The sequence below is a fragment of the Methylobacillus sp. genome (assembly GCF_036844465.1).
In the GTDB taxonomy this organism is placed as follows: Bacteria; Pseudomonadota; Gammaproteobacteria; order Burkholderiales; family Methylophilaceae; genus Methylobacillus.
In genome coordinates this window covers 177,779-200,182 of sequence record NZ_DAIUFW010000006.1, presented here as the reverse complement: position 1 = coordinate 200,182, position 22,404 = coordinate 177,779, and the positions used below count along the sequence as shown (strand labels likewise).

At 54.9% G+C, this 22,404-nt stretch carries 23 protein-coding genes and 1 other RNA gene; 11 read left to right on the top strand and 13 right to left on the bottom strand.

Annotation, left to right across the window (positions count from 1 at the left end; genetic code table 11):
* Positions 1-93: 93 nt before the first annotated feature.
* Both mobA and moaA read right to left on the bottom strand, forming a co-directional pair.
* A complete protein-coding gene (gene mobA, locus V7Z75_RS10020) occupies positions 94-672 on the bottom strand; it encodes a molybdenum cofactor guanylyltransferase MobA (RefSeq protein ID WP_334108477.1) in 579 nt (192 codons plus the stop codon).
* A gap of 132 nt (positions 673-804) precedes the next feature.
* Complete coding sequence (gene moaA / locus V7Z75_RS10015; protein WP_334108476.1) at positions 805-1,812, bottom strand: GTP 3',8-cyclase MoaA; 1,008 nt, start codon at positions 1,810-1,812, stop codon at positions 805-807.
* A 118-nt stretch (positions 1,813-1,930) separates the two neighbouring features.
* Between moaA and V7Z75_RS10010 the strand changes: the two genes are divergently transcribed.
* Complete coding sequence (locus V7Z75_RS10010; protein ID WP_334108475.1) at positions 1,931-2,284, top strand: winged helix-turn-helix domain-containing protein; 354 nt, start codon at positions 1,931-1,933, stop codon at positions 2,282-2,284.
* Here the strand turns inward: V7Z75_RS10010 and V7Z75_RS10005 are convergent.
* The 10 genes from V7Z75_RS10005 to V7Z75_RS09960 form a co-directional block, all read right to left on the bottom strand.
* A complete protein-coding gene (locus V7Z75_RS10005; RefSeq protein WP_334108474.1) occupies positions 2,281-3,972 on the bottom strand; it encodes an ArnT family glycosyltransferase in 1,692 nt (563 codons plus the stop codon). The two genes, V7Z75_RS10010 and V7Z75_RS10005, sit on opposite strands and share 4 nt — an antisense overlap.
* Before the next feature lie 123 nt (positions 3,973-4,095).
* Positions 4,096-4,338: a type B 50S ribosomal protein L31 gene (locus V7Z75_RS10000; RefSeq protein ID WP_334108473.1), complete on the bottom strand. Its 243-nt coding sequence runs from the start codon at positions 4,336-4,338 to the stop codon at positions 4,096-4,098.
* Positions 4,339-4,460: 122 nt separating this feature from the next.
* Positions 4,461-5,720, bottom strand: a complete 1,260-nt coding sequence (gene rho / locus V7Z75_RS09995) for a transcription termination factor Rho (protein ID WP_334108472.1) — start codon at positions 5,718-5,720, stop codon at positions 4,461-4,463.
* 117 nt (positions 5,721-5,837) lie between these two features.
* Positions 5,838-6,164 (bottom strand): thioredoxin TrxA, encoded by a 327-nt coding sequence (gene trxA, locus V7Z75_RS09990; RefSeq protein WP_334108471.1) that lies wholly within the window; start codon positions 6,162-6,164, stop codon positions 5,838-5,840.
* Positions 6,165-6,343: 179 nt separating this feature from the next.
* The gene (locus tag V7Z75_RS09985) at positions 6,344-7,855 is read right to left on the bottom strand and encodes a hypothetical protein (RefSeq protein ID WP_334108470.1); all 1,512 of its coding nucleotides are present in this window, start codon (positions 7,853-7,855) and stop codon (positions 6,344-6,346) included.
* A 116-nt stretch (positions 7,856-7,971) separates the two neighbouring features.
* Positions 7,972-8,283, bottom strand: a complete 312-nt coding sequence (locus tag V7Z75_RS09980) for a DUF3579 domain-containing protein (protein WP_334108469.1) — start codon at positions 8,281-8,283, stop codon at positions 7,972-7,974.
* Between the two features lie 87 nt (positions 8,284-8,370).
* Positions 8,371-8,940 (bottom strand): BON domain-containing protein, encoded by a 570-nt coding sequence (locus tag V7Z75_RS09975; protein ID WP_334108468.1) that lies wholly within the window; start codon positions 8,938-8,940, stop codon positions 8,371-8,373.
* A 1-nt stretch (position 8,941) separates the two neighbouring features.
* Positions 8,942-9,532, bottom strand: coding sequence for an SIS domain-containing protein (locus V7Z75_RS09970; protein WP_334108487.1), 591 nt, complete (start codon positions 9,530-9,532; stop codon positions 8,942-8,944).
* 29 nt (positions 9,533-9,561) lie between these two features.
* Positions 9,562-9,903, bottom strand: a complete 342-nt coding sequence (locus V7Z75_RS09965; RefSeq protein ID WP_334108467.1) for a YraN family protein — start codon at positions 9,901-9,903, stop codon at positions 9,562-9,564.
* A complete protein-coding gene (locus V7Z75_RS09960) occupies positions 9,900-11,513 on the bottom strand; it encodes a penicillin-binding protein activator (RefSeq protein WP_334108466.1) in 1,614 nt (537 codons plus the stop codon). The genes V7Z75_RS09965 and V7Z75_RS09960 overlap by 4 nt, the downstream gene beginning before the upstream one ends.
* Positions 11,514-11,549: 36 nt before the next feature.
* Here V7Z75_RS09960 and rsmI point away from each other — a divergent pair, with 36 nt between their 5' ends.
* The gene (gene rsmI / locus V7Z75_RS09955) at positions 11,550-12,398 is read left to right on the top strand and encodes a 16S rRNA (cytidine(1402)-2'-O)-methyltransferase (protein WP_334108465.1); all 849 of its coding nucleotides are present in this window, start codon (positions 11,550-11,552) and stop codon (positions 12,396-12,398) included.
* A gap of 20 nt (positions 12,399-12,418) precedes the next feature.
* On the top strand, positions 12,419-13,456 hold the full coding sequence (gene pyrC / locus V7Z75_RS09950) for a dihydroorotase (protein ID WP_334108464.1): 1,038 nt from the start codon (positions 12,419-12,421) through the stop codon (positions 13,454-13,456).
* Between the two features lie 51 nt (positions 13,457-13,507).
* On the opposite strand, the gene V7Z75_RS09945 is transcribed toward pyrC, so the two are convergent.
* The gene (locus tag V7Z75_RS09945) at positions 13,508-14,230 is read right to left on the bottom strand and encodes a PEP-CTERM sorting domain-containing protein (RefSeq protein WP_334108463.1); all 723 of its coding nucleotides are present in this window, start codon (positions 14,228-14,230) and stop codon (positions 13,508-13,510) included.
* A 153-nt stretch (positions 14,231-14,383) separates the two neighbouring features.
* Between V7Z75_RS09945 and rnpB the strand changes: the two genes are divergently transcribed.
* The 8 genes from rnpB (at position 14,384) to mraY (ending at position 22,393) form a co-directional block, all read left to right on the top strand.
* An RNA gene (gene rnpB / locus V7Z75_RS09940) (RNase P RNA component class A) lies at positions 14,384-14,716 on the top strand.
* 406 nt (positions 14,717-15,122) lie between these two features.
* Positions 15,123-15,569, top strand: a complete 447-nt coding sequence (gene mraZ, locus V7Z75_RS09935; RefSeq protein WP_334108462.1) for a division/cell wall cluster transcriptional repressor MraZ — start codon at positions 15,123-15,125, stop codon at positions 15,567-15,569.
* Entirely contained in the window at positions 15,566-16,531 is a 966-nt protein-coding gene (gene rsmH, locus V7Z75_RS09930) for a 16S rRNA (cytosine(1402)-N(4))-methyltransferase RsmH (RefSeq protein WP_334108461.1), read from the top strand. Before mraZ ends, rsmH begins: the two co-directional genes overlap by 4 nt.
* Before the next feature lie 5 nt (positions 16,532-16,536).
* Positions 16,537-16,797: a cell division protein FtsL gene (gene ftsL, locus V7Z75_RS09925; protein WP_334108460.1), complete on the top strand. Its 261-nt coding sequence runs from the start codon at positions 16,537-16,539 to the stop codon at positions 16,795-16,797.
* 5 nt (positions 16,798-16,802) lie between these two features.
* A complete protein-coding gene (locus tag V7Z75_RS09920) occupies positions 16,803-18,536 on the top strand; it encodes a peptidoglycan D,D-transpeptidase FtsI family protein (RefSeq protein WP_442919909.1) in 1,734 nt (577 codons plus the stop codon).
* Positions 18,533-19,957 (top strand): UDP-N-acetylmuramoyl-L-alanyl-D-glutamate--2,6-diaminopimelate ligase, encoded by a 1,425-nt coding sequence (locus V7Z75_RS09915; protein WP_334108459.1) that lies wholly within the window; start codon positions 18,533-18,535, stop codon positions 19,955-19,957. The genes V7Z75_RS09920 and V7Z75_RS09915 overlap by 4 nt, the downstream gene beginning before the upstream one ends.
* Positions 19,954-21,318, top strand: coding sequence for a UDP-N-acetylmuramoyl-tripeptide--D-alanyl-D-alanine ligase (locus V7Z75_RS09910; RefSeq protein ID WP_334108458.1), 1,365 nt, complete (start codon positions 19,954-19,956; stop codon positions 21,316-21,318). The genes V7Z75_RS09915 and V7Z75_RS09910 overlap by 4 nt, the downstream gene beginning before the upstream one ends.
* Entirely contained in the window at positions 21,308-22,393 is a 1,086-nt protein-coding gene (gene mraY, locus V7Z75_RS09905) for a phospho-N-acetylmuramoyl-pentapeptide-transferase (protein ID WP_334108457.1), read from the top strand. The genes V7Z75_RS09910 and mraY overlap by 11 nt, the downstream gene beginning before the upstream one ends.
* Positions 22,394-22,404: the final 11 nt, after the last annotated feature.

Genomic DNA, 22,404 nt, shown 5'->3' with positions numbered 1-22,404 from the left:
GTACTGGAATCAGGCTGGTGAGCAAGGTGGTTTTCCCGGCACCGCTGCCATAGGCACAGAAGCCTAGTACCGGGCGAGGGAAAGCGGGAGTATTCACGCCGCCTGTTCCAGCTCGGACAATTCTTCCAGGGTGTTGATGTTGATAAAGGCGCATGGCTGGTCGGAGAATGATACGGTGACATGGTCGAGCTGCGCGATCCAATCTGCCATTTTGCGTCCGCCTTCGGTCAAGAATTGCTCCAGCTCGGGAAGCAATGTGCGGCGGCAGAGGCTGAACACAGGGTGGGCCTGTTTGCCGGTCCGGGCGACTGCGATGTCCGCATCGTGCATGATCAGCGCATTCAACAATCGTTTGGCGAGATTGGGTGGTAACAAAGGCGAATCCACGGGGGCCGTGAGAATGTAAGGGGATTCCGCGTGCTGCATGCCTGCATGTAAGCCTGCGAGTGGTCCGGCAAATCCGCTGAATTCATCTTCGATCACGCGGTGGCCAAACTGGTTATAACGCTGGAGCTCGCGGTTGGCATTGATCAATATTTCATCCACTTGCGGCGCGAGGCGGCGCAACACATGCGATACCATAGGTTGTCGGTTGAACTCGACCAAACCCTTGTCAACGCCACCCATACGCTTGCCTTTGCCGCCTGCAAGCACGATACCTGTAATATTCATAATAAATTGCTCAAATTCCGGGTCACATTGCTGTGACACCATGCCAACATGATTGATTCAAAATCTTGAAATTTTACTGTATTTTCCAGTGAAGTTACACCCATGATGCAGGCATGGATGGCGTGACTCTAGCTAGCCGCCAGTATGGGACATGAAGCGGATGACGGCTGGTTCGCGTCGGCGTAGGTCGAAGTCATGGCCTTTGGGTTTGATACGCATTGAATCGATAATCGCTGCCCGCAAAGGTTCATCATCCTTGGGGTTTTCACGCAACAAAGGCAGGAGGTCCACCTTGTTTTCTTGCCCAAGGCACAGGTAAAGCTCACCCTTGCAGGTGATACGTACCCGGTTACAGGCTTCACAGAAGTTGTGGCTGTGTGGCGAGATGAAACCTATCCGCGTGCCGGTATCGGCAATGCGCCAATAATGCGCAGGCCCGCTGGTGGATTCCGTACTGTTGTGCAGGGTGAAATGGGACTGCAGCAGCTTGAGCGTAGCCTGGTTGCTGACATAGGTGGAAGCGCGATCATGGTCCACTGCGCCAAGCGGCATTTCTTCGATGAAGGCGATATCCAACCTTTGCTGGATGGCGAATTCCACCAATGGGATGGTTTCATCCTCGTTGATGCCGTGCATGAGCACGGTATTCAGTCTGATGCGGGTAAAGCCTGCCTCCTTGGCTGCCTGGATGCCGCGCATGACTTTATCAAGGTCACCGACCCGGGTGATGTTGTGGAAGCGTTCGGGGTCCAGGCTGTCCACGCTGATATTGATACGGCTCAGGCCTGCCTGTTTCAGCGCGCGGGCATAGCGTTCGAGCTGGGAGCCGTTGGTGGTCATGGTCAGTTCGCGTAGGCCGGGCAGGCGGCCAATATCCTCAAATAGGGAAAGCGCATTTTTACGCACCAGGGGCTCTCCGCCGGTGATGCGCACCCTGCTGACGCCCAGGCTGACAAAAGTCCTGACCAGCCGGGCACATTCCTCAAGAGATAACACTTCTGCCCTGGGTAGGAAGGTCATGTCTTCGCCCATGCAATAGACGCAACGGAAATCGCAGCGGTCGGTAATCGACAGGCGTATATAGTCTACACGGCGGCCAAACTGGTCGATCAGTTGAGATGGGTGGCTGGCGGCGGACATGGGCGGCTGTTCAGGTTTGTCATGGATGCGATAAGATGCCGGGATTGTATGTTTTTCAGGCTATGCAAACAACATTAGCCGCTGTTGTTTTCGACCGCGGGAAGAGGTGAAAATTTCAATGAGCGCCATCAGTATCAAGATTCGTCTGCCATATCAGCATTTGGTGGCCATCGGGCCGGGCAAGGCTGATCTGCTGGAAGCCATAGACAAAAGCGGTTCCATATCCGCTGGTGCCCGGGCGATGGGGATGTCGTACAAACGGGCATGGGATCTGGTTGATGCGATGAACAAGAGTTTTCGCGAGCCCCTGGTGGTTACTGTGACCGGTGGCAGCCAGGGTGGCGGCGCCCGGGTCACGTCGTTTGGGCAGGACGTGCTGGCGCGTTACCGAATGATGGAGGCCAAGGCCAATCAAAGCATTATCCAGGATGCCGAAGCCTTGGCCGAACTATTGCAACCATTGCCGAGTTAAGGCGATTCCTCTTGCTCTGCAATGGTTGGCCCGGCTTCACGCTGGAACAGGCGGAAGCGTTCGCGCTTGTCCAGCGCGCGATTGCCAGACCATAGCAATTTCCATTGGTCACCCGGTGTCAGGGTTGGGCGGCGGGTTTCTTCCTGAATCAGGTACAGGTTGCAATCCGGCTTGCTGTGCTGTTGCGATTGCTGTGGATGGAGCGCGAGCCCAGTATAGTAATCCAGCAGGGCGGTCTGAGCACTGCTGACGCCATAGCTGTTGATGCAAGTATGCTGTGCGGGCAGGGCTGTGCCAAATTCTAGCATGACATGCTTGTAACTGCGCGCATTGTCTATCCAGGGCAGCCATAGCGACATCAGCAGGCCCCAAGTCATGGTCATGCCCACTGCCCAGGTGGTCAAGGTGCCACGATTCGAGCGCTTGCTGTTGGAAATCACGAATAGCCAGATGATAGTGACAGTCAGGGCGGCAGCCAGCGCCAGGATGTTCAGGTGGGCTTCCTGGGTGGCGGCAAGGAATTGCATGCGTTCGGCAATTTTGGCCGGCACGCCGGTCATCATGGCAAACCATCCCAGCCAGATCAGTGATCCCATCAGGCCGAAGAGCAACAGTCCAAACCAATCCAGCGCGCCAGCTGCGCCACGTTTCAATGTTTCCACGCTGCCGCCGGCAAGCGCTGCCAGAGGCAATAGCAAGGGCAGCAGATGGATTTCGCGCCGTTCGGCGGTTATGCCGATAATCACCAGGCTGACAGCAAAAAATACCAGCAGCAATTGCATCTTGGGCTTGTGCAGCAACGATGCGCGATAACGCCATGCGCCCCAGGCGGCAATCGGCAGGGCTGGCCAGGAGTACCAAAGCAGGGTGCGCAGGATGTAGACATGATTGAATGCATCAACATTGGCCAGGTTTTGCTGGTGCCATGCGCTGAATTGGGCCGGATCGGCATTGAAGAGCAGCCATGGCCAAAGCAACAACCACGGGCTGGCGGCGAGCAGGCTTAATAAGGAGACGGTTGCAAAGCTTTTGCTGCGCCACTGGCTGAACAGCGCAGGCAGCAACAGCATGGTTGCCAGGACAATCAGGGCGCTGGCCGGACCGGTAGATAAAAAGCTGATGCCCAAGCCTGTGCCCAGCAGGCCGGAAGCCCGCAGGGGGCGGCGTTTGGCAAGCGCCAGCGCATAAAGCGCCATGGATAATCCTGATAGTGCAGCCACTTGCGGCATCAATAAGTGTGCGGAGGCGACCAGGCCAATGGAGGCAATAAAAATGAAGGTGATCTGGCGACCAATACCGATACCCCAGAGTTCCCGGCCCAACATGCCCACCATGAGCAGGGTAATGGTCATCCATACGCTATTGACCAGTCTGGCAGCATCATGCAAAGGCAGGAGGGAAGATAGCAGCTTGGCGCTGCCAGCCGCGCTCCAGTAATACAGTGGAGGGTATTCTATGGTGGATTGGCCTGCTGCGATGGGGACAAGTAGGTGATTGCCATGGACCATGTTCTTGACGATGCTGATGGTCTGTGCTTCGTCTGGCTTCCACGGCTCGTGCCCGACCAGGCCAAGGAATATCCATGCCAGGCAGAGCAGGATCAGCAAATGGGTTTTGGCCCGCTCGCCCACGCGCGCGCGGGGCGTTGCTAAATGTGCCTGCCAGTCATGCTCAAGCTCGAATGCCATAATATCCTTGTGATGATCGCGTTGACCTGTCCGTTTTTCTCATTTTGCTTATTTTAAACATGAGCGGATCGATGGAAAACAAAAAAGGCAGCCTGGGCTGCCTTTTTGCCGCAACATGTGAAATTACATGCCGTATTTCTGGCGGAATTTCTCAACACGGCCAGCAGTATCAAGAATCTTCTGCTTGCCGGTATAGAATGGGTGAGATTGGGAGGAAACTTCAATCTTTACCAGTGGATATTCCTTGCCATCAGTCCATTTGATGGTCTCTCTGGTGGCAATGGTGGAGCGTGTCAGGAAGCTGAAATCAGCGCCGATATCCTGAAATACAACTTCGCGATATTCTGGATGAATGCCAGGTTTCATATTGTTTACCTCTATATTGCCGGTTTGTGCGGCGGGCCAGTGTAGGTTCCTGCTGAGCAGGAAAACCGTGGATTATATTGATGCTGCTGTAAAATTGCAACTTATTCAGACGTCTGCCGAGCTTATCCTCTGCGCATCGAGTCGAAGAAATCTGCGTTGTTCTTCGTCGCCTTGATCTTGTCCAGCAGGAATTCCATGGCCTCCAGATCGTCCATGGGATAGAGCAATTTGCGCAATACCCAGATCTTCTGCAGGACGTCTTTTTCAATCAGCAGCTCTTCGCGGCGTGTGCCGGACTTGTTGACGTTGATGGCCGGATAGATGCGCTTTTCTGCCATGCGGCGATCGAGATGCAGTTCGCAGTTGCCGGTGCCCTTGAATTCTTCATAGATCACGTCATCCATGCGCGAGCCGGTATCCACCAATGCAGTGCCGATGATGGTGAGCGAGCCGCCTTCTTCAATGTTGCGTGCCGCGCCGAAAAAGCGCTTGGGGCGTTGCAATGCATTGGCATCCACGCCGCCGGTCAATACCTTGCCTGATGCAGGCACCACAGTATTGTAGGCACGCGCCAGGCGAGTGATGGAGTCCAGCAAGATGACGACATCCTTCTTGTGCTCGACCAGGCGCTTGGCTTTTTCCAACACCATTTCTGCTACCTGCACGTGACGAGTAGCAGGTTCATCGAACGTGGAAGCGACCACTTCGCCTTTTACTGAGCGGGTCATTTCCGTGACTTCTTCTGGGCGCTCATCGATCATGAGGACGATCAGCACCACGTCGGGATGGTTGGCAGTAATGGCGTGGGCGATATGCTGCATCATCACGGTTTTGCCGGATTTTGGCGGTGCAACGAGCAGGGCACGTTGGCCTTTGCCGATAGGCGCAATCATGTCAATGACGCGACCGGTAATGTTTTCCTCTCCACGTATGTCACGTTCCAGTACCAAGGGTTGGGTGGGGAACAGTGGCGTGAGGTTTTCAAACAGGATTTTGTGTTTGCTGTTCTCGGGTGCTTCGCCGTTGACGTTGTCTACCTTGACCAGTGCAAAATAGCGCTCACCATCTTTTGGGGTGCGGATTTCACCCTGGATAGTGTCGCCGGTATGCAGGTTGAAGCGGCGGATTTGCGAAGGAGAGACATAAATGTCGTCTGGTCCGGCCAGATAAGAGGTATCTGGCGAACGCAGGAAGCCGAAACCGTCTTGCAGCACTTCTAGCGTTCCATCCCCATAGATACTGTCACCCTTCTTGGCCTTGTTCTTCAAGATGGCAAAGATCAAGTCCTGCTTGCGCATGCGGCTGGCGCCTTCAATCTCGTTGGCGATGGCCATTTCGACTAATTCAGTGACAGGTAGGTGTTTAAGGTCGGATAAATGCATAAAAGGAAGGCTCGTTGAAATCGAAAGTACTGCAAAACGGGGAATTGGTATGAGGGCGAAACCAGGTTCCGAAGGTGTCAGTCTTGGAGTGTGGAACCTGGTGCCAGAGTAACGTGATTAAATGTTGCTGTCAATAAAGGCGGATAGCTGGGATTTGGACAGGGCGCCTACCTTGGTGGCCTCAACATTGCCATTCTTGAACAGCATCAGGGTTGGAATGCCGCGAATACCGTACTTGGGAGGAGTGCTATGGTTTTCGTCAATATTGAGCTTTGCTACTTTCAGGCGACCTGCGTATTCCTGGGATACTTCGTCCAGAATGGGAGCAATCATCTTGCAGGGACCGCACCATTCAGCCCAGTAATCTACCAGGACCGGAACCTGGGATTGCAGGACTTCCTGATCAAAAGTGTTATCGCTGATGTGGATAATATGTTCGCTCATTTGAACCTCTAAATTTTATGGATGTAATGGTGCCGGTCTTGCTTTGCTCCGGCTTTATCCTGGCAGAATACCAAGTAATTCCGCTATCCTAGCGAAAAAAATCCTGCAAGTGAAGTATTGAATGCAGTGCGGGATGAGAATAGGCCGGGCCGGATCAGAGGTAGCACTTCCAGGCAGGTTTACAGCGTATTGAACTGGAAGTGGTCGTATTGGTTCGTTCTTTCAATCAGTCGCGTAATCATGATGCGCTTGCTTGAGCCATCCTCTTGTAACAACTCCATGATTTTTGCCGGACTGTAGGTGCCGGGATTGCCGACAAGGGAGGATGACTGCTTGAGCGCGGGAATGTCCGGTAATAACAGCAAGGCTGTTATTTGGTCATTATAGATAGCGCTGACCGGATGCGCCTCGGGCGCCAGCATCTGGATGCCGATATCCAGGTAGCGGTTGTCGGTATGGCTGGCCCAGCGTAGCACGCCAATGGCCCAATGCGTGGTGTGGCTGATACGCACTCCGACCAGGTCGCCGATATGGAGGTGGGCTTCGGTCGCGGGCAGTTTGCGTAGCGCCATGCCGCCAGCACTGATGTTGAGGGCCTGCCAGCGGGAGCTGCGAGGTGATTTCCCGTTGTTAGCAGTATTTTCCAATAGTACTTTATGTAATGCTGGTAAACCGACGGACAGTTCAATGCCGTCATTTTTTGTGGTGCGGTTATAAATGCGTTTGGGAGAGGCGCCCCAATGGCGCAACAAATAGGTGAGCATGTCCTGGTAGCGAGGATGGTTTGCACTTTCAGGCAAGCCTGCTTCTGGCGGGAAAGGGCCAAGCTGATATTGTTTGATATGCAGATGGATTTGTCGCGCCAGATCCATGGTCATGAGCAACAGGTCATTGTGCTCATCAATTTTCCGCAGGCGCTTGCCCAGCGGTATCGGTGGTTTGTCACTTTCGCCCGAAATCAGGAAAACCGCTGCCGGGTTTTCAACCAATGCCGGGCGTTGCAGTTGGGCCAGTCCTGCGAAGCGTTCAATATAGTCGCAAGTAAGCTTGATATCCCGCTGCGACAGGCGTTGGGGGTCGGCCAGGCTGAGCAGCAATACCTGCTTGTAGATATGGCTGATGGGAAGTGAATGCTGGCGGGACGGATCATCCACTGATTGCTCTGCCAGCTCGCGCTGGTCCGCTAATGCATAAATCTGGTGCAATTCGCTCCACAGGGCAGGCGGTTGTGAGCGATAGGTTTCGTAATGAACCTCGATTTGCGCGCGTAATGCGTCAAGCGCGCGGTGCAGGCAAAGTGCCAGTAGCTTTACATTGCCGAACCTGAAAAGTTTGTTTTCGATGTCGAGGATGGCGCGCTTATAGCCATAGGCCATTTCCAGCCACAAGGTATTGGCCAGCACAGCGTATTGTCTGTCCTGATCGGGCAGTGGCAGGGGGGCGCTGCAATAATGAGATGCTAATTGTTCTGCCACGTTGATGACGGCAGGACGGTAGGTTTCCAGTGCTTTGGCGCGAACATCTGGTGCGGCTTTTTGCCGATTGAGAGACTCAAGTTCCTCCTGCAGGGACTGGGCAGTTTCCAGGGTGTTGGTGACGGGAAGCGTACTCAGGAATTTGCTGATTCTTGAAGGTCTGGTTTCTGCAATGATCAGTGGATGATCAGCCAGTGCTGGCACGTTCAAATTCAAGAGTATCCCCTCATTCCCCGTATAAAGTAAGGATGGTAAATACTCTTGAACAATTTGTCACTTCCCTGAACTGGGGCAATAGCGCCTGGGGTAAGCAGCGTACTTTGTGAGTAAGGTCAGGCGGGTACGGGGATACTGTTGCCGTTGGCATCGAGGATGTTGAGCTGGTTTTCATCAGCAAAATGCATGAGTTGGCTGAACCCCTCGGGATTGGTATCTTTTAGTTTCAAATCGACTGCCAGGCAGCGCACGCCTTCGATGACGCGTGGTTTGAGATAAGGGGAATAGCGCAGTTTGCGGTCGGCGCCGAAAGTCGCGTAGGTGCTACACATCCTGTCCACCCAGTCGCTCGGTCGGAAGGGTTTCCCAGCGCGGGTCAGGCCCTGGATGATGATTTCATTGATTGCTGATTGTGCTGGTGTGCTCATGTGGGTAACCATTAACTCGAATCAAGGGCGCATTCTAGCACCCAATGCAGACTTTGGGCTTGCTCGGGTGCCGGAGTGCGGCATGCATCAATCCATGTATTCAAATACCTTGACTACCTTGCCGACGCCGCTGGTGCTGCGGGCGATATCCACAGCATCTTCCGCTTCTTGCCTGGTCACAATACCCATCAGGAAGACAGTCGTGGCTTCGGTGACGACCTTGACATAATTGGCGGGAAAGCGGTTTTCCTTCAGCATGCGCGCCTTTACCTTGGAGGTGATGTATGTGTCGTTGTTACGTTCGGTAAGAGCACTCTTGGTGTCGATGACGATCTCGTTGGTGATATTGACGACATTGTCGATATTGCGTACGGCTTTTTCAGCGGCTTCCTTGCTCGCGGCATCAACCGCTTCACCGGTAAGCAGTACGCTGCGGTTATAACTGGTGACATTGATATGGTTCTTTTCACCCAGTTCCTGCGAGATGGCATGTGAAGCCTTGATTTCGATATTCTGGTCTTCGATATAAATACCGGAGGTTCTGCGGTCGGCGGCCATGACGCCGCCAGCAGCCGCGCCGCCGATGACGGCAGGGACGCAAGCCGCGAGCTGGCTGGATAACACCAGTGCCAGAAGCAGGGAGGGAAGCATGCGCATATCAATTTACTCCTAATAAAAGACAATCTATCGCATCACAAATGCAATGCAAGGTCAAAATATAAACTTCCTGGACTCTGGCTGGGTGGTCGTGCGGTACGCCGATATGGATATCTTCCCCAGTCAGAAGTTCCACCAGCTCGCCGCCGTCGCCGCCGCTGAAGGCAATCACTTGCATGCCTGTTTCCTTGGCTGCGGCAATGGCGCGCAGTATATTCCTGGAGTTGCCGCTGGTGCTGAGCGCCAGCAATATATCGCCCTGATGCCCCAACGCAGTGACTTGGCGGGCAAATACTTGCTCAAAATGGTTGTCATTGGCGATCGAAGTCAGAGTTGAGATATCTGCAGGAAGCGCAATTGCCGCCAGACCGGGCCGTTCCTGGTCGTAGCGGTTCAGCATGCGTGAGGCAAAATATTGCGCGCTGGAGGCGGAGCCGCCGTTGCCGCAGGCAAGGATTTTTTTCTCATGGAGCAGGGCTTGCACAATGATTTCGGCGGAGTGGGCAATCGGCGCTGCCAATAACTCAGCTAGATTCAGCTTGAGTCGGCCGCTTTCTTCAAAATGAGTGGTGATGCGGGTATGAAGGTCTATCATTTCTCGTTGTCGGTAAGGGTGAGTTGTCAGGCGTTGAAGGCGTCCCTGATCCACTCGATCTGGCTTGAATCCAGCGCGTTCATCAAAATGGCGTCAAAACGGCAGGCGGCATTGCCGTGCTGTTGCAGAAAGTGCTCGGCGGTGCGGATGAGTTTTTGCTGTTTGCTTGCCGTGATGCTGGCAGCGGCGCCCCCAAATGCTGTATGGCTGCGCATGCGAACTTCAACGAATACAATCGTGTCATTTTGTTTCATGACCAGGTCAATTTCACCAAAGCGGCAATGATAATTGCGCTGTAGTAGCGATAGGCCCTGGGCTTCCAGGTAGGCAGCAGCCAGTGCTTCCGCATCATCGCCGCGCTGTTTCACGGCAGGGTTTCCAGCTCGATGCCTTGCGCGCTGAAGCGCCCGCTGGCCAATTCGCGGCTGATGTGGCCGTCAGCGGCAATGCTGATTTTTCCGGTCAGGCCTTGCAGAGTGTAGGTTTGTTGCGGCTGTTGGCTGATATGGGCAAGAATGCGGTAGGCATCCGCTCCTAGCGCAAACCATCGTTGCATTTCGCCAGGAGGCAGATCGGCAGCAGCGTCCTTGAAATCAGAAAATGCTGGCGCGTCGGGGTTGAGCAGCCATGGTATATCCAGGAAACGTACCGCATTGAGTGGCTCGTTTTCAGGATCGTGGGGAATGCCATCATAGGCATGCGAGGTGGCAAATGTTGGTGTTGCGGTGTCCAGGTAAGGGCGGATGGTTCTTGCCTCTTCATAGTTGGCTGCCAGAAAGATCATGTCCGCCGGATTGGCGGTGATTTTTGCCTGGAGTTCGGTGAGTTGGCTATCTTCGTTAAAAGTCAGTTGCTGAATGATATGCCCGCCTGCCGCCATCCATTGATTACTGAAGGCCTGTGCCATGCGCTCTGCCAGGTGATTGCTGCCCGCAGCTACAGTGGCAGTTTGCATGCCCAAACGTTGCGCCAATTTGATGATCTGGGCGATTTCCATCTCTATCGACAGCCCGTAAATATAAAGAAGAGAGGAGTTGCCAGGAGTAATGTCTGGTTGATTGAGCGCCAGGGTTGGAATTGTGATGGGCTGCTGGCTGAGGCGAGTGACCTCGTCACGGGTGAGAGGGCCCAGAATAATCTTGGAGCCATCATTGACGGCTTGCTGATATGTTTCGGTAATAGTCGCCGGGTTGCCGTCGGTGGCATAAATCACGAGTTCGCGCTGATCCTTGGCTTGAGCCTGAGCAGCGGCAAACCCCTGCTCTATAGCATCGGCAGCAGGGTAATAAGCCTCTATCGAGAAGGGTAGGATAATACCGATCTTGCCATCCTGTTGGCCGGGTGTAGCGAGTGCGGCAGAGGCTGCCGTTGTAGTTATTGTTACTGCATGCTGAGATAATAACTGTTGGCTGAATCCCTGGCTTGCTGCATGGCCAGGATAAAAGCCTGCCCAGGATTTAAGTGTATTATTATCCGGTTCCTGCGCTGCCAATGCCAAATCTATCCAGCCCTGGATATTGGTATCCGGACTTTCGCCGCGCATGTTGATCAGGTCGTCGCGGCTGAGCTGGCTCAGACCAGCCCAGATTTTCTCGTGATTTTCGGCGCGGCTTTGGTCGCTGTCCAGGAAGCGTTCTACCGCTATCCTCTGTTCCAGCGCTCTTAGAGGATCAGGTTCTTGTGCATAGGCGAGCGCGAGGCTTGCGTGTAAACTTGCGGCTGCTTCATGATTAAGTTCCGTATTGGCTTGCAATGGCAGCAGCAGACGGAATACGGTATCGAAATCTTGCCGGGCAGCGGCGATATTGCCAGCCAGCAGCTTGGCGTAGGCATCCTGGCTGGGAATCCGGTTCAATGCGAGGTTGGCGCAGTCGATATCCTGGGACTGCAGACATGTCATACCTTCATGAAACCGTGTTTCTGGTGCCACGGTATTCGGGCCGGTGGTTGCGGCGATTGCCTGCGCTGGCAATAGCATCCATATACATATAAGAGAGAAAAGGGCGAGCAGTCGTTGAATCATAGTGGGACATTATATGTGGTAGCCACGCCAATTGGAAACTTGCAGGATATTACGCTGCGGGCGTTGGAGGTGCTCAGGGCTGTCGATGTGATCGCGGCGGAAGATACCCGTCACACATCGGGCCTGCTGTCTCATTTTGCCATGCAGAAGAAACTGCTGGCTGTGCATGAGCACAACGAACGTAAAGCGGGTGAGCATTTGGTGCAGCGCTTGCTGGCAGGAGAGTCTGTCGCGCTGGTGAGCGACGCAGGCACGCCGGGTATCAGCGATCCGGGCGCGGTAGTGGTGGAAATGGCGCATGCTGCCGGTGTCAAGGTAGTGCCTCTGCCTGGACCTTCTGCTGTGGTGACTGCGTTGTCTGCTGCGGGCATCGTAGCCCCAGGTTTCCGCTTTCATGGATTTTTACCGGCCAGCGGTAGCCAGCGGCGCACCGATTTGCAATCATTGGCCGATTGTTCCGTGACCCTGGTATTTTACGAGGCTCCGCATCGTGTGCTGGCAAGTATTGCTGATATGGCCACCGTGCTTGCGGGCGAGCGCATGCTGACGATTGCGCGTGAGTTGACGAAAACCTTCGAGACCATCCATCGGCTTCCGCTGGCAGAGGCAGTAAGCTGGCTGGAGGAGGATGCCAACCGCCAGCGCGGCGAGTTTGTGCTGTTGGTGGAACCTGCGCCGGTGAAGGAAGCAGTTCCTGTCGATATGGAAGCAGAAAGAATTCTGAAACTGTTGCTTAGTGAATTACCCCTGAAACAGGCGGTGAAGCTGGCGACAGACATTACCGGGGCGAAGAAAAATGCGCTGTATGAATTAGCGCTCAATCTTAAGCAATCCCAATAGCATTTCAATGGAATAGATTCATGACGATAACGATTACCATTACCCGCCCTGATGATTGGCATCTGCATTTGCGCGACGGTGCTGCCTTGCAGGCAGTGCTACCGGATACGGCACGACGGTTCGGCCGCGCCATTGTTATGCCTAACTTGCGGCCACCTATAGTCACTACGGTGTTGGCGCGGGAATATCGCGAACGCATCTTGCAGGCGTTGCCTGCAGGTTCAAACTTTGAGCCGTTGATGACCTTGTACCTTACCGACAATACCAGCGCGGAGGAAATAGCGCTGGCCAAACAGAGTGGCATCGTGCATGGCGTCAAGCTTTATCCCGCTGGTGCAACCACAAATTCCGATTCGGGCGTGACCAACCTTGGGCATTGCGTCAAGGCGCTGGAGGCCATGGAAAAGCATGGCCTGCCGTTGCTGGTGCATGCAGAAGTGACTGATGCCGATGTTGATGTGTTCGATCGCGAAAAAGTCTTTATCGAGCGCAACATGATCCCGTTATTGGAACGTTTCCAGGGGTTGCGCGTGGTGTTCGAGCATATCACTACCAGGGATGCGGCAGAGTTTGTGGTGCAGGCGCCGGCACACGTGGGAGCGACGATTACTGCGCATCACCTGCTCATGAACCGCAACGCCATGTTTGCGGGCGGCATCCGTCCGCATCACTATTGCCTGCCGGTGCTTAAGCGCGAGGAGCACAGGCAGGCCTTGGTGGCTGCTGCGATATCTGGGAGTCCCAAGTTCTTCCTTGGCACGGATAGCGCGCCGCATCCAAAATCAGCCAAGGAAACCGCCTGCGGCTGCGCGGGCATGTATACCGCTCATGCGGGCATCGAGCTGTATGCCGAGGCTTTTGAGGCGGTGGGCGCATTAGATAGGTTAGAAGGCTTTGCCAGCCTTTACGGACCGGATTTTTACGGCCTGCCGCGCAACCAGGATACGGTCACGTTGGAGAAGTGTGACTGGGAGGTGGCTGCAAGCCTGCCATTTGCCGATGATGAGTTGGTGCCGCTAAGGGCGGGCGGCAAGATTGCATGGAAATTAAGAGACTGAAAAACAAGGCCCGCAATTGCGGGCCTTGTTTTTCAGTGGGATGTCGCAGATTTATCGAACAGCCCGGTTTTTTCTCCTGCGTGCGGAGTAGGCAAGTACACCAAGACCCAGGCCCATGAGCGCATAGCTGGATGGCTCGGGGACTGCTGCGGCGATCACGGTGCGACTGAAAGCGGCGTTGCAGCCAGCCTCACCCCACCCGCATGCGGTCTGAAAAAGAGTGATGCGGATTTCTTCGGAATTTGTGCCATTGTCGAGCGCTTCCTGGGTGTAGCCATTGATGACAAAATCAACACCAGCGTTGTAGAAATAATAAGTGCCAGGCGCTACTGCACCATTGCTGGGAATGAAGGTGCCAAATAGATAGTCTATACTTTCGCCTGGGGCAAGGGAGATGAGGGAGTGTAGATCGTCATCGGTTCCAGAAGTGTTGAACTCGAATTTGTAGGGAGGTCCATCGGTGCACACGGCGCTGAAACTACCCGAGCAACCATACCAGGATGAAATGTAACTCCAGTCAATTGCTACGAAATTACTATCGTAGCCTGGGATTGAGTTGTTGTTAATGTAATCCAGCCAGAAGTCGGTATCTGAAACATCAAACGACGAAGAGTCCTCGTCCAGGGTGAGGCGCAAACGAACTTCAATATTTTCAGTGTCAGTGACCCAGGCATGAGGTTCAGTGAAGATAAGGCTTCCTGTGATTTGGGCCTGGCTGGTGGCTGGAAAGGCGGCCACTAGCATCAGGAGTGATGTATAGGCTAAGTGTTTCATTTGAATAATCCCTCCCCAAGTGAATATGTTGAATGACTCCATCAAGACTATATTAAAAACCGGGGGGATGAACTAGTCCATTTGGACTAGTGCGAACAGGCTGCGCAGACAAGGGAGTCAGGGTTGGAAGCTTGCTTGTGGTAAACTGGCGTCGAAGCTGGTCAGGCAGCCGCCGCTCGCGCAAGCGAGGGGAGGAAAGTCCGGGCTCCATAGAGCAGGATGACGGCTAACGGCCGTACGCAGCAACCTTTATGTTGAAAAACGTAAAGGCCAAGGCGAGGAATAGGGCCACAGAGACGAGTAAACCGCAAGGTGGACGTGAAACGCGGTAACCTCCATCCGGAGCAAGACCAAATAGGGTAGCAATGGCGTGGCTCGCGCTGCTACCGGGTAGGTTGCTTGAGGCCTGGAGCAATCCAGGCCCTAGATGAATGGCTGCCACCCGCACTGCGGGAACAGAACCCGGCTTATCGACCAGCTTCTTTCTTGATATTTTCTTTGTTGTTTTGTTGTCTTGATTCCCTGCAAATTTTCTTCAGTCACTTCCTACCTCATGCCTCCTCACCAAAATTCAGTTACCTCCTCATTGTTTCTCATAAAACACTTTCACTAAATTAGCTATCCCCTTATTTTTTAAGGATAAAAATTTTATCCTTAAAATTAGCTAAGTCATTGTCCTGTAAAGGAAAAACACATAAAAAGCCCTTGCATTGGCGTTTTTTTTTATCTATAGTGGGCGCTAGTGGAGAAAAGTGGGTTTTTGTGGGTAATCGTCAGTCAAAAGTTGACTGCTCATCTCCAGTTGACTGGTGATTACTTACCTCCATTCATTCAATGAACATTCATGCTGGCATCTATGCGCAATGATGCCGGTGTGCGGTAAAGGGGCCTCATGTTTCGCGGTGCGACAGCTTTGAATATGGATGCCAAGGGCAGGCTGGCTGTGCCAGCCAAGCACCGTGACGCCCTGCACGTTCAAAGCGAAGGGCGTCTGGTTCTCACAGCCCATCCTCATCGCTGTTTACTTTTGTATCCTCAGCCTGCCTGGGAACCCATTCAGACCAAGGTCATGTCGCTCTCCAGTTTTGATCGCCAATCCAGCGCCTTGCAGCGCTTGCTCGTGGGTTTTGCGGAAGATATCGATCTCGATAGCGCGGGGCGCATGCTGATCTCTCCTGTATTGCGGGAGTTTGCCGGGCTGGAGAAACAGGTAATGCTGGTGGGGCAGGGCAGTCACTTCGAGCTGTGGGGCATGGAAGCCTGGCAGGGACAATTGCAGCAAGTGATGGCTGCTGAGAATCTGGAATTGCCAGCCGAGTTGGAAGGTTTTTCACTGTGAGTGCAGGCAGCCGCCCTGTATCGGCACCTCTGATTTCCCAGCATGTCACGGTTTTATTGGATGAGGCAGTGGAAGCCTTGGCAATTAGGCCTGATGGCATCTATGTGGATGGCACATTTGGTCGCGGCGGGCATAGCCGCAAGATACTGGAAAAACTTGGTGCCCGGGGACGGTTGATCGCACTGGATCGCGACCTTGCCGCCGTTGAGGCGGCAGGGTCAATCCAGGATGAGAGATTCACGATCGTCCATAGTCATTTTGCTGCCATGGCGGAAGTGTTGGCAGGGTTGGGGATTCAGCAGGTGGATGGAATATTGCTCGACCTGGGCATTTCTTCGCCACAAATAGATGAAGGGGATCGGGGTTTTAGCTTCAGGTTTGACGGTCCGCTGGATATGCGCATGGATCAAAGCCGCGGACAGACTGCGGCGGCATTCATTGCAAATGCAACGGAACAGGAACTCACGGGGGTAATCAAGGAATATGGTGAAGAACGGTTTGCTAAACAGGTTGCAAGGACGATTATTGCGCAGCGCGCAGGAGGGGTGGACATCTCCACTACCGGACAACTTGCCAAGATCGTGGCAGGGGCGATCCCCAAAGTCGAGCCTGGCCAGGATCCGGCGACGCGCACCTTTCAGGCTCTACGGATTTTCGTCAATCAGGAGCTTGAGGAATTGGCGCTGATTCTGCCTCAGTGTGTAACGGTGCTGGCGCCTCAAGGGCGTCTGGCAGTGATCAGCTTTCATTCGCTGGAAGACCGCATCGTGAAGCGGTTTATGCGTGCCGAGCAGGACAGGGATGACCTGCCTGCGAATTTTCCGGTGCGCGCCAAAGATTTGCCGCAGCCGCGACTGGTTTCCGTTGGACGCGCCATCCGTCCTAGCGAGATAGAAGTGAAGCGTAATCCGCGTTCACGCAGCGCAGTGTTGCGCGTGGCCGAAAGAACTGCGGTGCAGTAGCTGTCATGGTCAAGTTGAATATCATCCTGTTCCTGGTATTGATCGCGGCTGCGCTGGGCGTCATTACGTCTCAGCACAAGGCGCGCAAGCTGTATATCGAGCTGCAGCAACAGGAGGATTCTGCCAAGCAATATGAAATTGAATGGGGCCAATTGCAGTTGGAACAGAGCACATGGGCCATGCATTCCCGCATTGAGCAAATTGCTGAGCGCCGGTTGAACATGCAGGTGCCGGACGCGGCCCGCATACAGGTGGTGACGCCATGATGCGCATGCGTGTCGGTTCCAAGCCCAGAGCGGTGGTGCGCTTGCCGGTCTGGCGCCGCCGATTGCTGCTGGCGCTGGTATTGTGCGGGTTTGCGGTATTGCTGGGCCGTAGTATCTACCTGCAAAGCGTGCATAAATCCTTTCTGCAGCAGAAAGGCGAAGCGCGTTATAGTCGTGTGCTTACCCTGCCAGCTCATCGGGGCAAGATTACTGACCGCCATGGCGAGCCGCTGGCTATCAGCACGCCCGTGGAGTCGATCTGGGCGAGTCCGCCTGATGTGAAAGCGGCGCCTGAGCAGATAGCAAAGCTGGCGCATGTCCTCAAGATCAAGCCCGAGGCGGTCAAATCCAAGTTTGATAATGTCCAGCGTGAATTTGTGTATCTCAAGCGTCGAGTGCCGCCAGAGCTTGCTGCTCAGGTAATGAGCATCGGTATTCCCGGAGTGTTCATGCAGCGGGAATATCGTCGTTATTATCCAGCAGGGGAAGTGACTGCTCACCTGGTGGGTTTTACCGGCATTGATGACAACGGGCAGGAGGGTTTTGAGCTGCATTCGCAGAAGTGGTTGTCCGGCAAGCCGGGCAGCCGTCGCGTCATCAAGGACAGGCGTGGTCGTATCGTCGAAGATCTGGAGGCAGTCAAAGTGCCGCAAGATGGCCGCGACCTGACATTGTCCATCGACCGCAAGATTCAATACCTTACCTATCGCGAACTGAGCGCCGCAGTGGAAGAGCACAAGGCCAAGGCTGGGTCTGTCGTCGTATTGGATGCCAAGACCGGCGAAGTGCTGGCCATGGCCAGCGTGCCCAGCTACAACCCGAACAATCCGGTTAACCTGACCGGCGGGCGCTCGCGCAACCGGGCGATTGTCGATACTTTCGAGCCTGGTTCGACGCTCAAGCCATTTACGGCTGCTGCGGCGCTGGATAGCGGGCATTATAAGCCCACCACCTTGATCGAGACTTCTCCTGGCGCGATGCGTATTGGCACTGCCACTATTCGCGATGCCCATCCGCAGGGGTTAATTACCGTCGCCCAGGTTATCCAGAAGTCCTCCAATATTGGTTCCGCCAAGATGGCTTTGAGTCTGGAACCACACTATATGTGGAATATGTATAGCGAAGTGGGTTTCGGTACACCGACACGGATTGGTTTTCCAGGCGAGGCTTCTGGCCGGTTGCGTAATTACAAGACCTGGCGCCCGATTGAGCAGGCCACCATGTCCTATGGGCACGGTATCAGCATGACATTGCTGCAACTGGCCCGCGCCTATACCGTGTTTACCAATGATGGCGCTTTGTTGCCGGTGTCTCTCCTCAAGGTCAAGGAGCCGCCTATTGGTCACCAGGTGTATACGCCCGCAACTGCCCATGCCCTGAAAGACATGATGGAAACCGTTATTCAGCCTGGTGGAACCGCATTGCGGGCGCAAGTGCTGGGTTATCGAGTGGCAGGAAAGACCGGCACGGCACACAAGCCCGGAGTCGGCGGCTATCAGGCTAATCTTTATATCTCTTCATTTGTCGGTTTTGCCCCGGCGTCGAATCCGCGCTTGATCATTGCTGTGATGATTGATGAGCCGAGCGCAGGCAAGTACTACGGCGGCACCGTCGCGGCTCCCGTATTCAGCAAGGTGATGGCGGGGGCATTGCGCATGTTGGCGATTCCGCAGGATGCGCCCAATAACAATGTCGTGATCCCGGTTGATCAGCTGCCTGAAATCAAGGAGATGGTATGAGCCTGCTCAGCCTTGATCGCAGCCATTTTACCGACATGACAGCCGATAGCCGTCAAGTGACTAGTGGCAGCCTGTTCCTGGCTTATCCTGGCGAGAGCGCCGACGGCCGCCGATTTATTGCTCAGGCAATTCTCCAGGGGGCGTTTGGCGTGTTATGGGAAGAGCAGGGTTTTGCCTGGCATTCTGCCTGGAATGTGGCAAATCAGCCTGTATCAGGGTTGCGTCAGCAAGCCAGCGCGCTTGCCGGGGAGTTCTACGGGCATCCCTCTCGCAAGCTGTGGATGATAGGGGTGACGGGCACGAATGGTAAGACCTCTTGCAGCCATTGGCTGGCGCAGGCTTTTAATGCATTGCAACGCAAAGCGGTGGTGATTGGCACTTTGGGTAATGGTTTTCCCGGTGCCTTGTCAGCCGCCGTCAATACCACGCCTGACCCCATCCGCCTGCAAGCCATGCTGGCAGATTACCTGCTGGCAGGTGCTGAAATCGCAACCATGGAGGTTTCCTCGCACGGGCTGGATCAAGGCCGGGTAAGCGGCATTGCTTTCAATGTCGCGGTGCTGACCAACCTGACGCGTGATCATCTGGATTATCACGGCGATATGGCGAGCTATGCCGCAGCCAAGCGCAAATTATTTGAATTCGAGGGGCTGGAAACGGCAATCCTGAATCAGGATGATATTTTCGGCCAGGAATTGTTGAGTGAGTTGAAGGCGGCTGGCAGAAAAGTGCTGAGTTATGGACTGACTGGTGGCGATGTGCGTGGACATGGCTTGCGTTTTGATGCCGATGGCATGCATATGCAGGTGCAGACTCCACAGGGTGAAGCCGAGGTGCATGCCAGGCTGGTGGGTCGTTTCAATGCCAGTAACCTGCTGGCAGTGCTAGCGACCTTGCTGGTTTCTGGCGTCAGACTTGAGAATGCGGTAGCAGTACTGGCACAAATTCATCCGGCGCCAGGACGCATGCAGCAACTGGGTGGCGGCACGCAGCCGTTGGTCGTTGTGGATTATGCGCATAGCCCCGATGCATTGGAGAAAGCCTTGCTTGCCTTGCGCGAGCAGGTTGCAGGCCGGTTGATTTGCGTATTTGGTTGTGGCGGAGACCGTGACAAGGGTAAGCGCCCACTGATGGCAGAAGTAGCATCCAGGCTGGCAGATAAAGTGATCGTGACCTCGGATAATCCCCGTAGCGAAAAACCTGCCGCCATTATCGCCGAGGTGGTGGCTGGCCTGCATGGACCTGCACAGGTGGAGCCGGACCGTGAGCAAGCGATTGTCCAGGCCATCAGGCATGCCCACGCGGGCGATGTTGTATTGATCGCAGGCAAGGGGCACGAAGATTATCAGGAAGTTGCCGGAGTACGGTACCCGTTCAGCGATACGGCCGTGGCCGCCCATGCTTTGGGGATTGCAGCATGATGAGATTATCTGAAATCGCCCAGGCGACAGGTGGTCGCGTGATCGGTGAAGATGTGCTGGTCCATGCTGTCGGTACCGATAGCCGCAAGCTGGAAGCCGGGCAATTGTTTATCGCGCTCAAAGGCGAGCGTTTCGATGGGCATGAGTATGCAGAAAGCGTCTTGAAGCAAGGCGCGGCAGCTGTGTTGGTATCTCGTGATGTAGGCGCCGTGCCTGCGGTATTGGTTGAGGATACGCGCCTGGCCTTGGGTCAGCTGGCTGCCTGGTGGCGTGCCAAATTCTCCATTCCCGTGGCTGCCATCACTGGCAGCAATGGTAAGACTAGCGTCAAGGAAATGCTGGCTGCGATTTTGCGTGCTGCGGCAAATGAGGATGATGCCGTACTTGCGACTCAAGGCAATCTCAACAATGACATCGGCCTGCCGCTGACTTTGCTGCGCCTGCGCGAGCATCACCGTTATGCCGTGGTGGAAATGGGCATGAACCATGCTGGCGAGATCAGCTACCTTACCCGGATAGGCCGCCCCGATGTGGCCTTGATCAACAATGCGACCTCGGCACATTTGGGCGGGCTGGGTTCGGTTGAGGGGGTGGCGAAAGCCAAGGGCGAGATTTTCGAGGGGCTGGGAGATAGCGGCGTAGCCGTGATCAATGCCGACGATGCCTATGCCGGGCTATGGCAATCCCTGGCGGGCCAGCATCGCATCGTGCGCTTTGGCCTCAATGCCGGTGCAGACGTCACGGCAGGTTATGCCTTGCATGCGAACGGCAGCGATCTGCAATTGCATACCCCGGCTGGTGAGCGCGCGCTGCGTCTGCCGGTGCCCGGGTTGCACAACACCAGAAATGCGCTGGCTGCGACGGCAGTGGCTCTGACCATGGGTGTGCCGCTGGAAGCGGTTGTCGAGGGGCTTGCCGGTTTTGCGGGCGTCAAGGGCAGGCTGCAGCGCAAGCCGGGCAGACATGGCGCAGTACTGATCGACGATACCTATAACGCCAACCCCGCTTCCATGCGCGCCGCGATAGATGTGCTTGCCAGCCAGTCCGGTAAACGCCTGCTGGTCATGGGTGACATGGGCGAACTGGGCGAGAACGAAGCTGTCCTGCATGCCGAGCTGGGTGCTTATTCCAAGGCCGCTGGCTTGGACGGCTTGTATGCGTTGGGCAATCTGGCTGCCAAGGCGGCCGAAACATATGGCCAGGGAGCCAGCTGTCATGACACGGTAGAAGGTCTCGCCGGTGCCTTGTCGCCATCACTGGATGCTACTACCACCGTATTGATCAAGGGATCGCGCTTCATGCGCATGGAACGCGTGGTGGAACTGCTACAAGAACAAAAGGAGAAGCATCATGCTGCTTGAACTCGCCCGCTGGCTGGCTCAGGACATCCGTGGTTTCAACGTATTCAATTACATCACCTTGCGCGCAGTGCTCGCGACCCTGACGGCATTGACGATATCTTTCCTGGTTGGGCCATCGCTGATCCGTAAGCTTACCGAATACAAGGTCGGGCAGTCTGTGCGTGATGATGGCCCGCAGACCCATCTGGTCAAGGCAGGCACGCCCACCATGGGCGGGGCGCTGATCCTGATTGCCATTGCCATCTCGACCCTGCTCTGGGCAGACTTGCATAACCGCTTCGTCTGGGTAGTGCTGGTCACGACCCTGGGCTTCGGCGCTATCGGCTTGATCGACGATTGGCGCAAGGTTGTATACCGCAATCCCAAGGGATTGTCGGCCAAAGCCAAGTATTTCTGGCAGTCGCTGATCGGGGCGGGCGTGGCGGTATATCTGTTTCATACGGCGAGCACACCGGCGGAAACCGATCTGATCGTGCCATTCTTCAAACATCTGGTGTTGCCGATGGGCGTGGTGAGCTTTGTCGTGCTGACTTACTTCGTGATTGTGGGGACCAGCAACGCAGTGAATCTGACCGACGGGTTGGACGGCCTCGCGATCATGCCGACCGTGATGGTAGCGAGCGCCTTGGCGGTATTCGCCTATGTTGCGGGCCACTTGTATTTTTCCAAATATCTCGGCGTCCCTTACGTGCCTGGCGCTGGTGAGCTTGCCGTGTTTTGTGCTGCCATCGGTGGTGCGGGACTGGGTTTCCTCTGGTTCAACGCCTATCCAGCGGAAGTGTTCATGGGCGATGTTGGCGCGCTGGCGCTGGGTGCGGCGCTGGGCACCGTGGCCGTGATCGTGCGCCAGGAAATCGTGTTGTTCATCATGGGTGGCGTGTTCGTGATGGAAACCATTTCGGTGATGCTGCAGGTAGGGTCGTTCAAGCTCACCGGCAAGCGAATATTCCGCATGGCACCTCTGCATCATCACTACGAACTCAAAGGCTGGAAAGAGACGCAAGTCGTGGTCAGGTTCTGGATCATCACCATGATGCTGGTCCTGGTCGGCCTCTCCACGTTGAAGCTGAGATAAGGAAACAGGTT

Excerpts from the sequence above, each read along its gene's own strand:
- mobA (WP_334108477.1), bottom strand. The coding sequence starts at position 672 with ATGAATATTACAGGTATCGTGCTTGCAGGCGGCAAAGGCAAGCGTATG.
- moaA (WP_334108476.1), bottom strand. The coding sequence starts at position 1,812 with ATGTCCGCCGCCAGCCACCCATCTCAACTGATCGACCAGTTTGGCCGC.
- V7Z75_RS10010 (WP_334108475.1), top strand. The coding sequence starts at position 1,931 with ATGAGCGCCATCAGTATCAAGATTCGTCTGCCATATCAGCATTTGGTG.
- V7Z75_RS10005 (WP_334108474.1), bottom strand. The coding sequence starts at position 3,972 with ATGGCATTCGAGCTTGAGCATGACTGGCAGGCACATTTAGCAACGCCC.
- V7Z75_RS10000 (WP_334108473.1), bottom strand. The coding sequence starts at position 4,338 with ATGAAACCTGGCATTCATCCAGAATATCGCGAAGTTGTATTTCAGGAT.
- rho (WP_334108472.1), bottom strand. The coding sequence starts at position 5,720 with ATGCATTTATCCGACCTTAAACACCTACCTGTCACTGAATTAGTCGAA.
- trxA (WP_334108471.1), bottom strand. The coding sequence starts at position 6,164 with ATGAGCGAACATATTATCCACATCAGCGATAACACTTTTGATCAGGAA.
- V7Z75_RS09980 (WP_334108469.1), bottom strand. The coding sequence starts at position 8,283 with ATGAGCACACCAGCACAATCAGCAATCAATGAAATCATCATCCAGGGC.
- V7Z75_RS09975 (WP_334108468.1), bottom strand. The coding sequence starts at position 8,940 with ATGCGCATGCTTCCCTCCCTGCTTCTGGCACTGGTGTTATCCAGCCAG.
- V7Z75_RS09960 (WP_334108466.1), bottom strand. The coding sequence starts at position 11,513 with ATGCTATTGCCAGCGCAGGCAATCGCCGCAACCACCGGCCCGAATACC.
- pyrC (WP_334108464.1), top strand. The coding sequence starts at position 12,419 with ATGACGATAACGATTACCATTACCCGCCCTGATGATTGGCATCTGCAT.
- V7Z75_RS09945 (WP_334108463.1), bottom strand. The coding sequence starts at position 14,230 with ATGAAACACTTAGCCTATACATCACTCCTGATGCTAGTGGCCGCCTTT.
- mraZ (WP_334108462.1), top strand. The coding sequence starts at position 15,123 with ATGTTTCGCGGTGCGACAGCTTTGAATATGGATGCCAAGGGCAGGCTG.
- ftsL (WP_334108460.1), top strand. The coding sequence starts at position 16,537 with ATGGTCAAGTTGAATATCATCCTGTTCCTGGTATTGATCGCGGCTGCG.
- V7Z75_RS09920 (WP_442919909.1), top strand. The coding sequence starts at position 16,803 with ATGCGTGTCGGTTCCAAGCCCAGAGCGGTGGTGCGCTTGCCGGTCTGG.
- V7Z75_RS09915 (WP_334108459.1), top strand. The coding sequence starts at position 18,533 with ATGAGCCTGCTCAGCCTTGATCGCAGCCATTTTACCGACATGACAGCC.
- V7Z75_RS09910 (WP_334108458.1), top strand. The coding sequence starts at position 19,954 with ATGATGAGATTATCTGAAATCGCCCAGGCGACAGGTGGTCGCGTGATC.
- mraY (WP_334108457.1), top strand. The coding sequence starts at position 21,308 with ATGCTGCTTGAACTCGCCCGCTGGCTGGCTCAGGACATCCGTGGTTTC.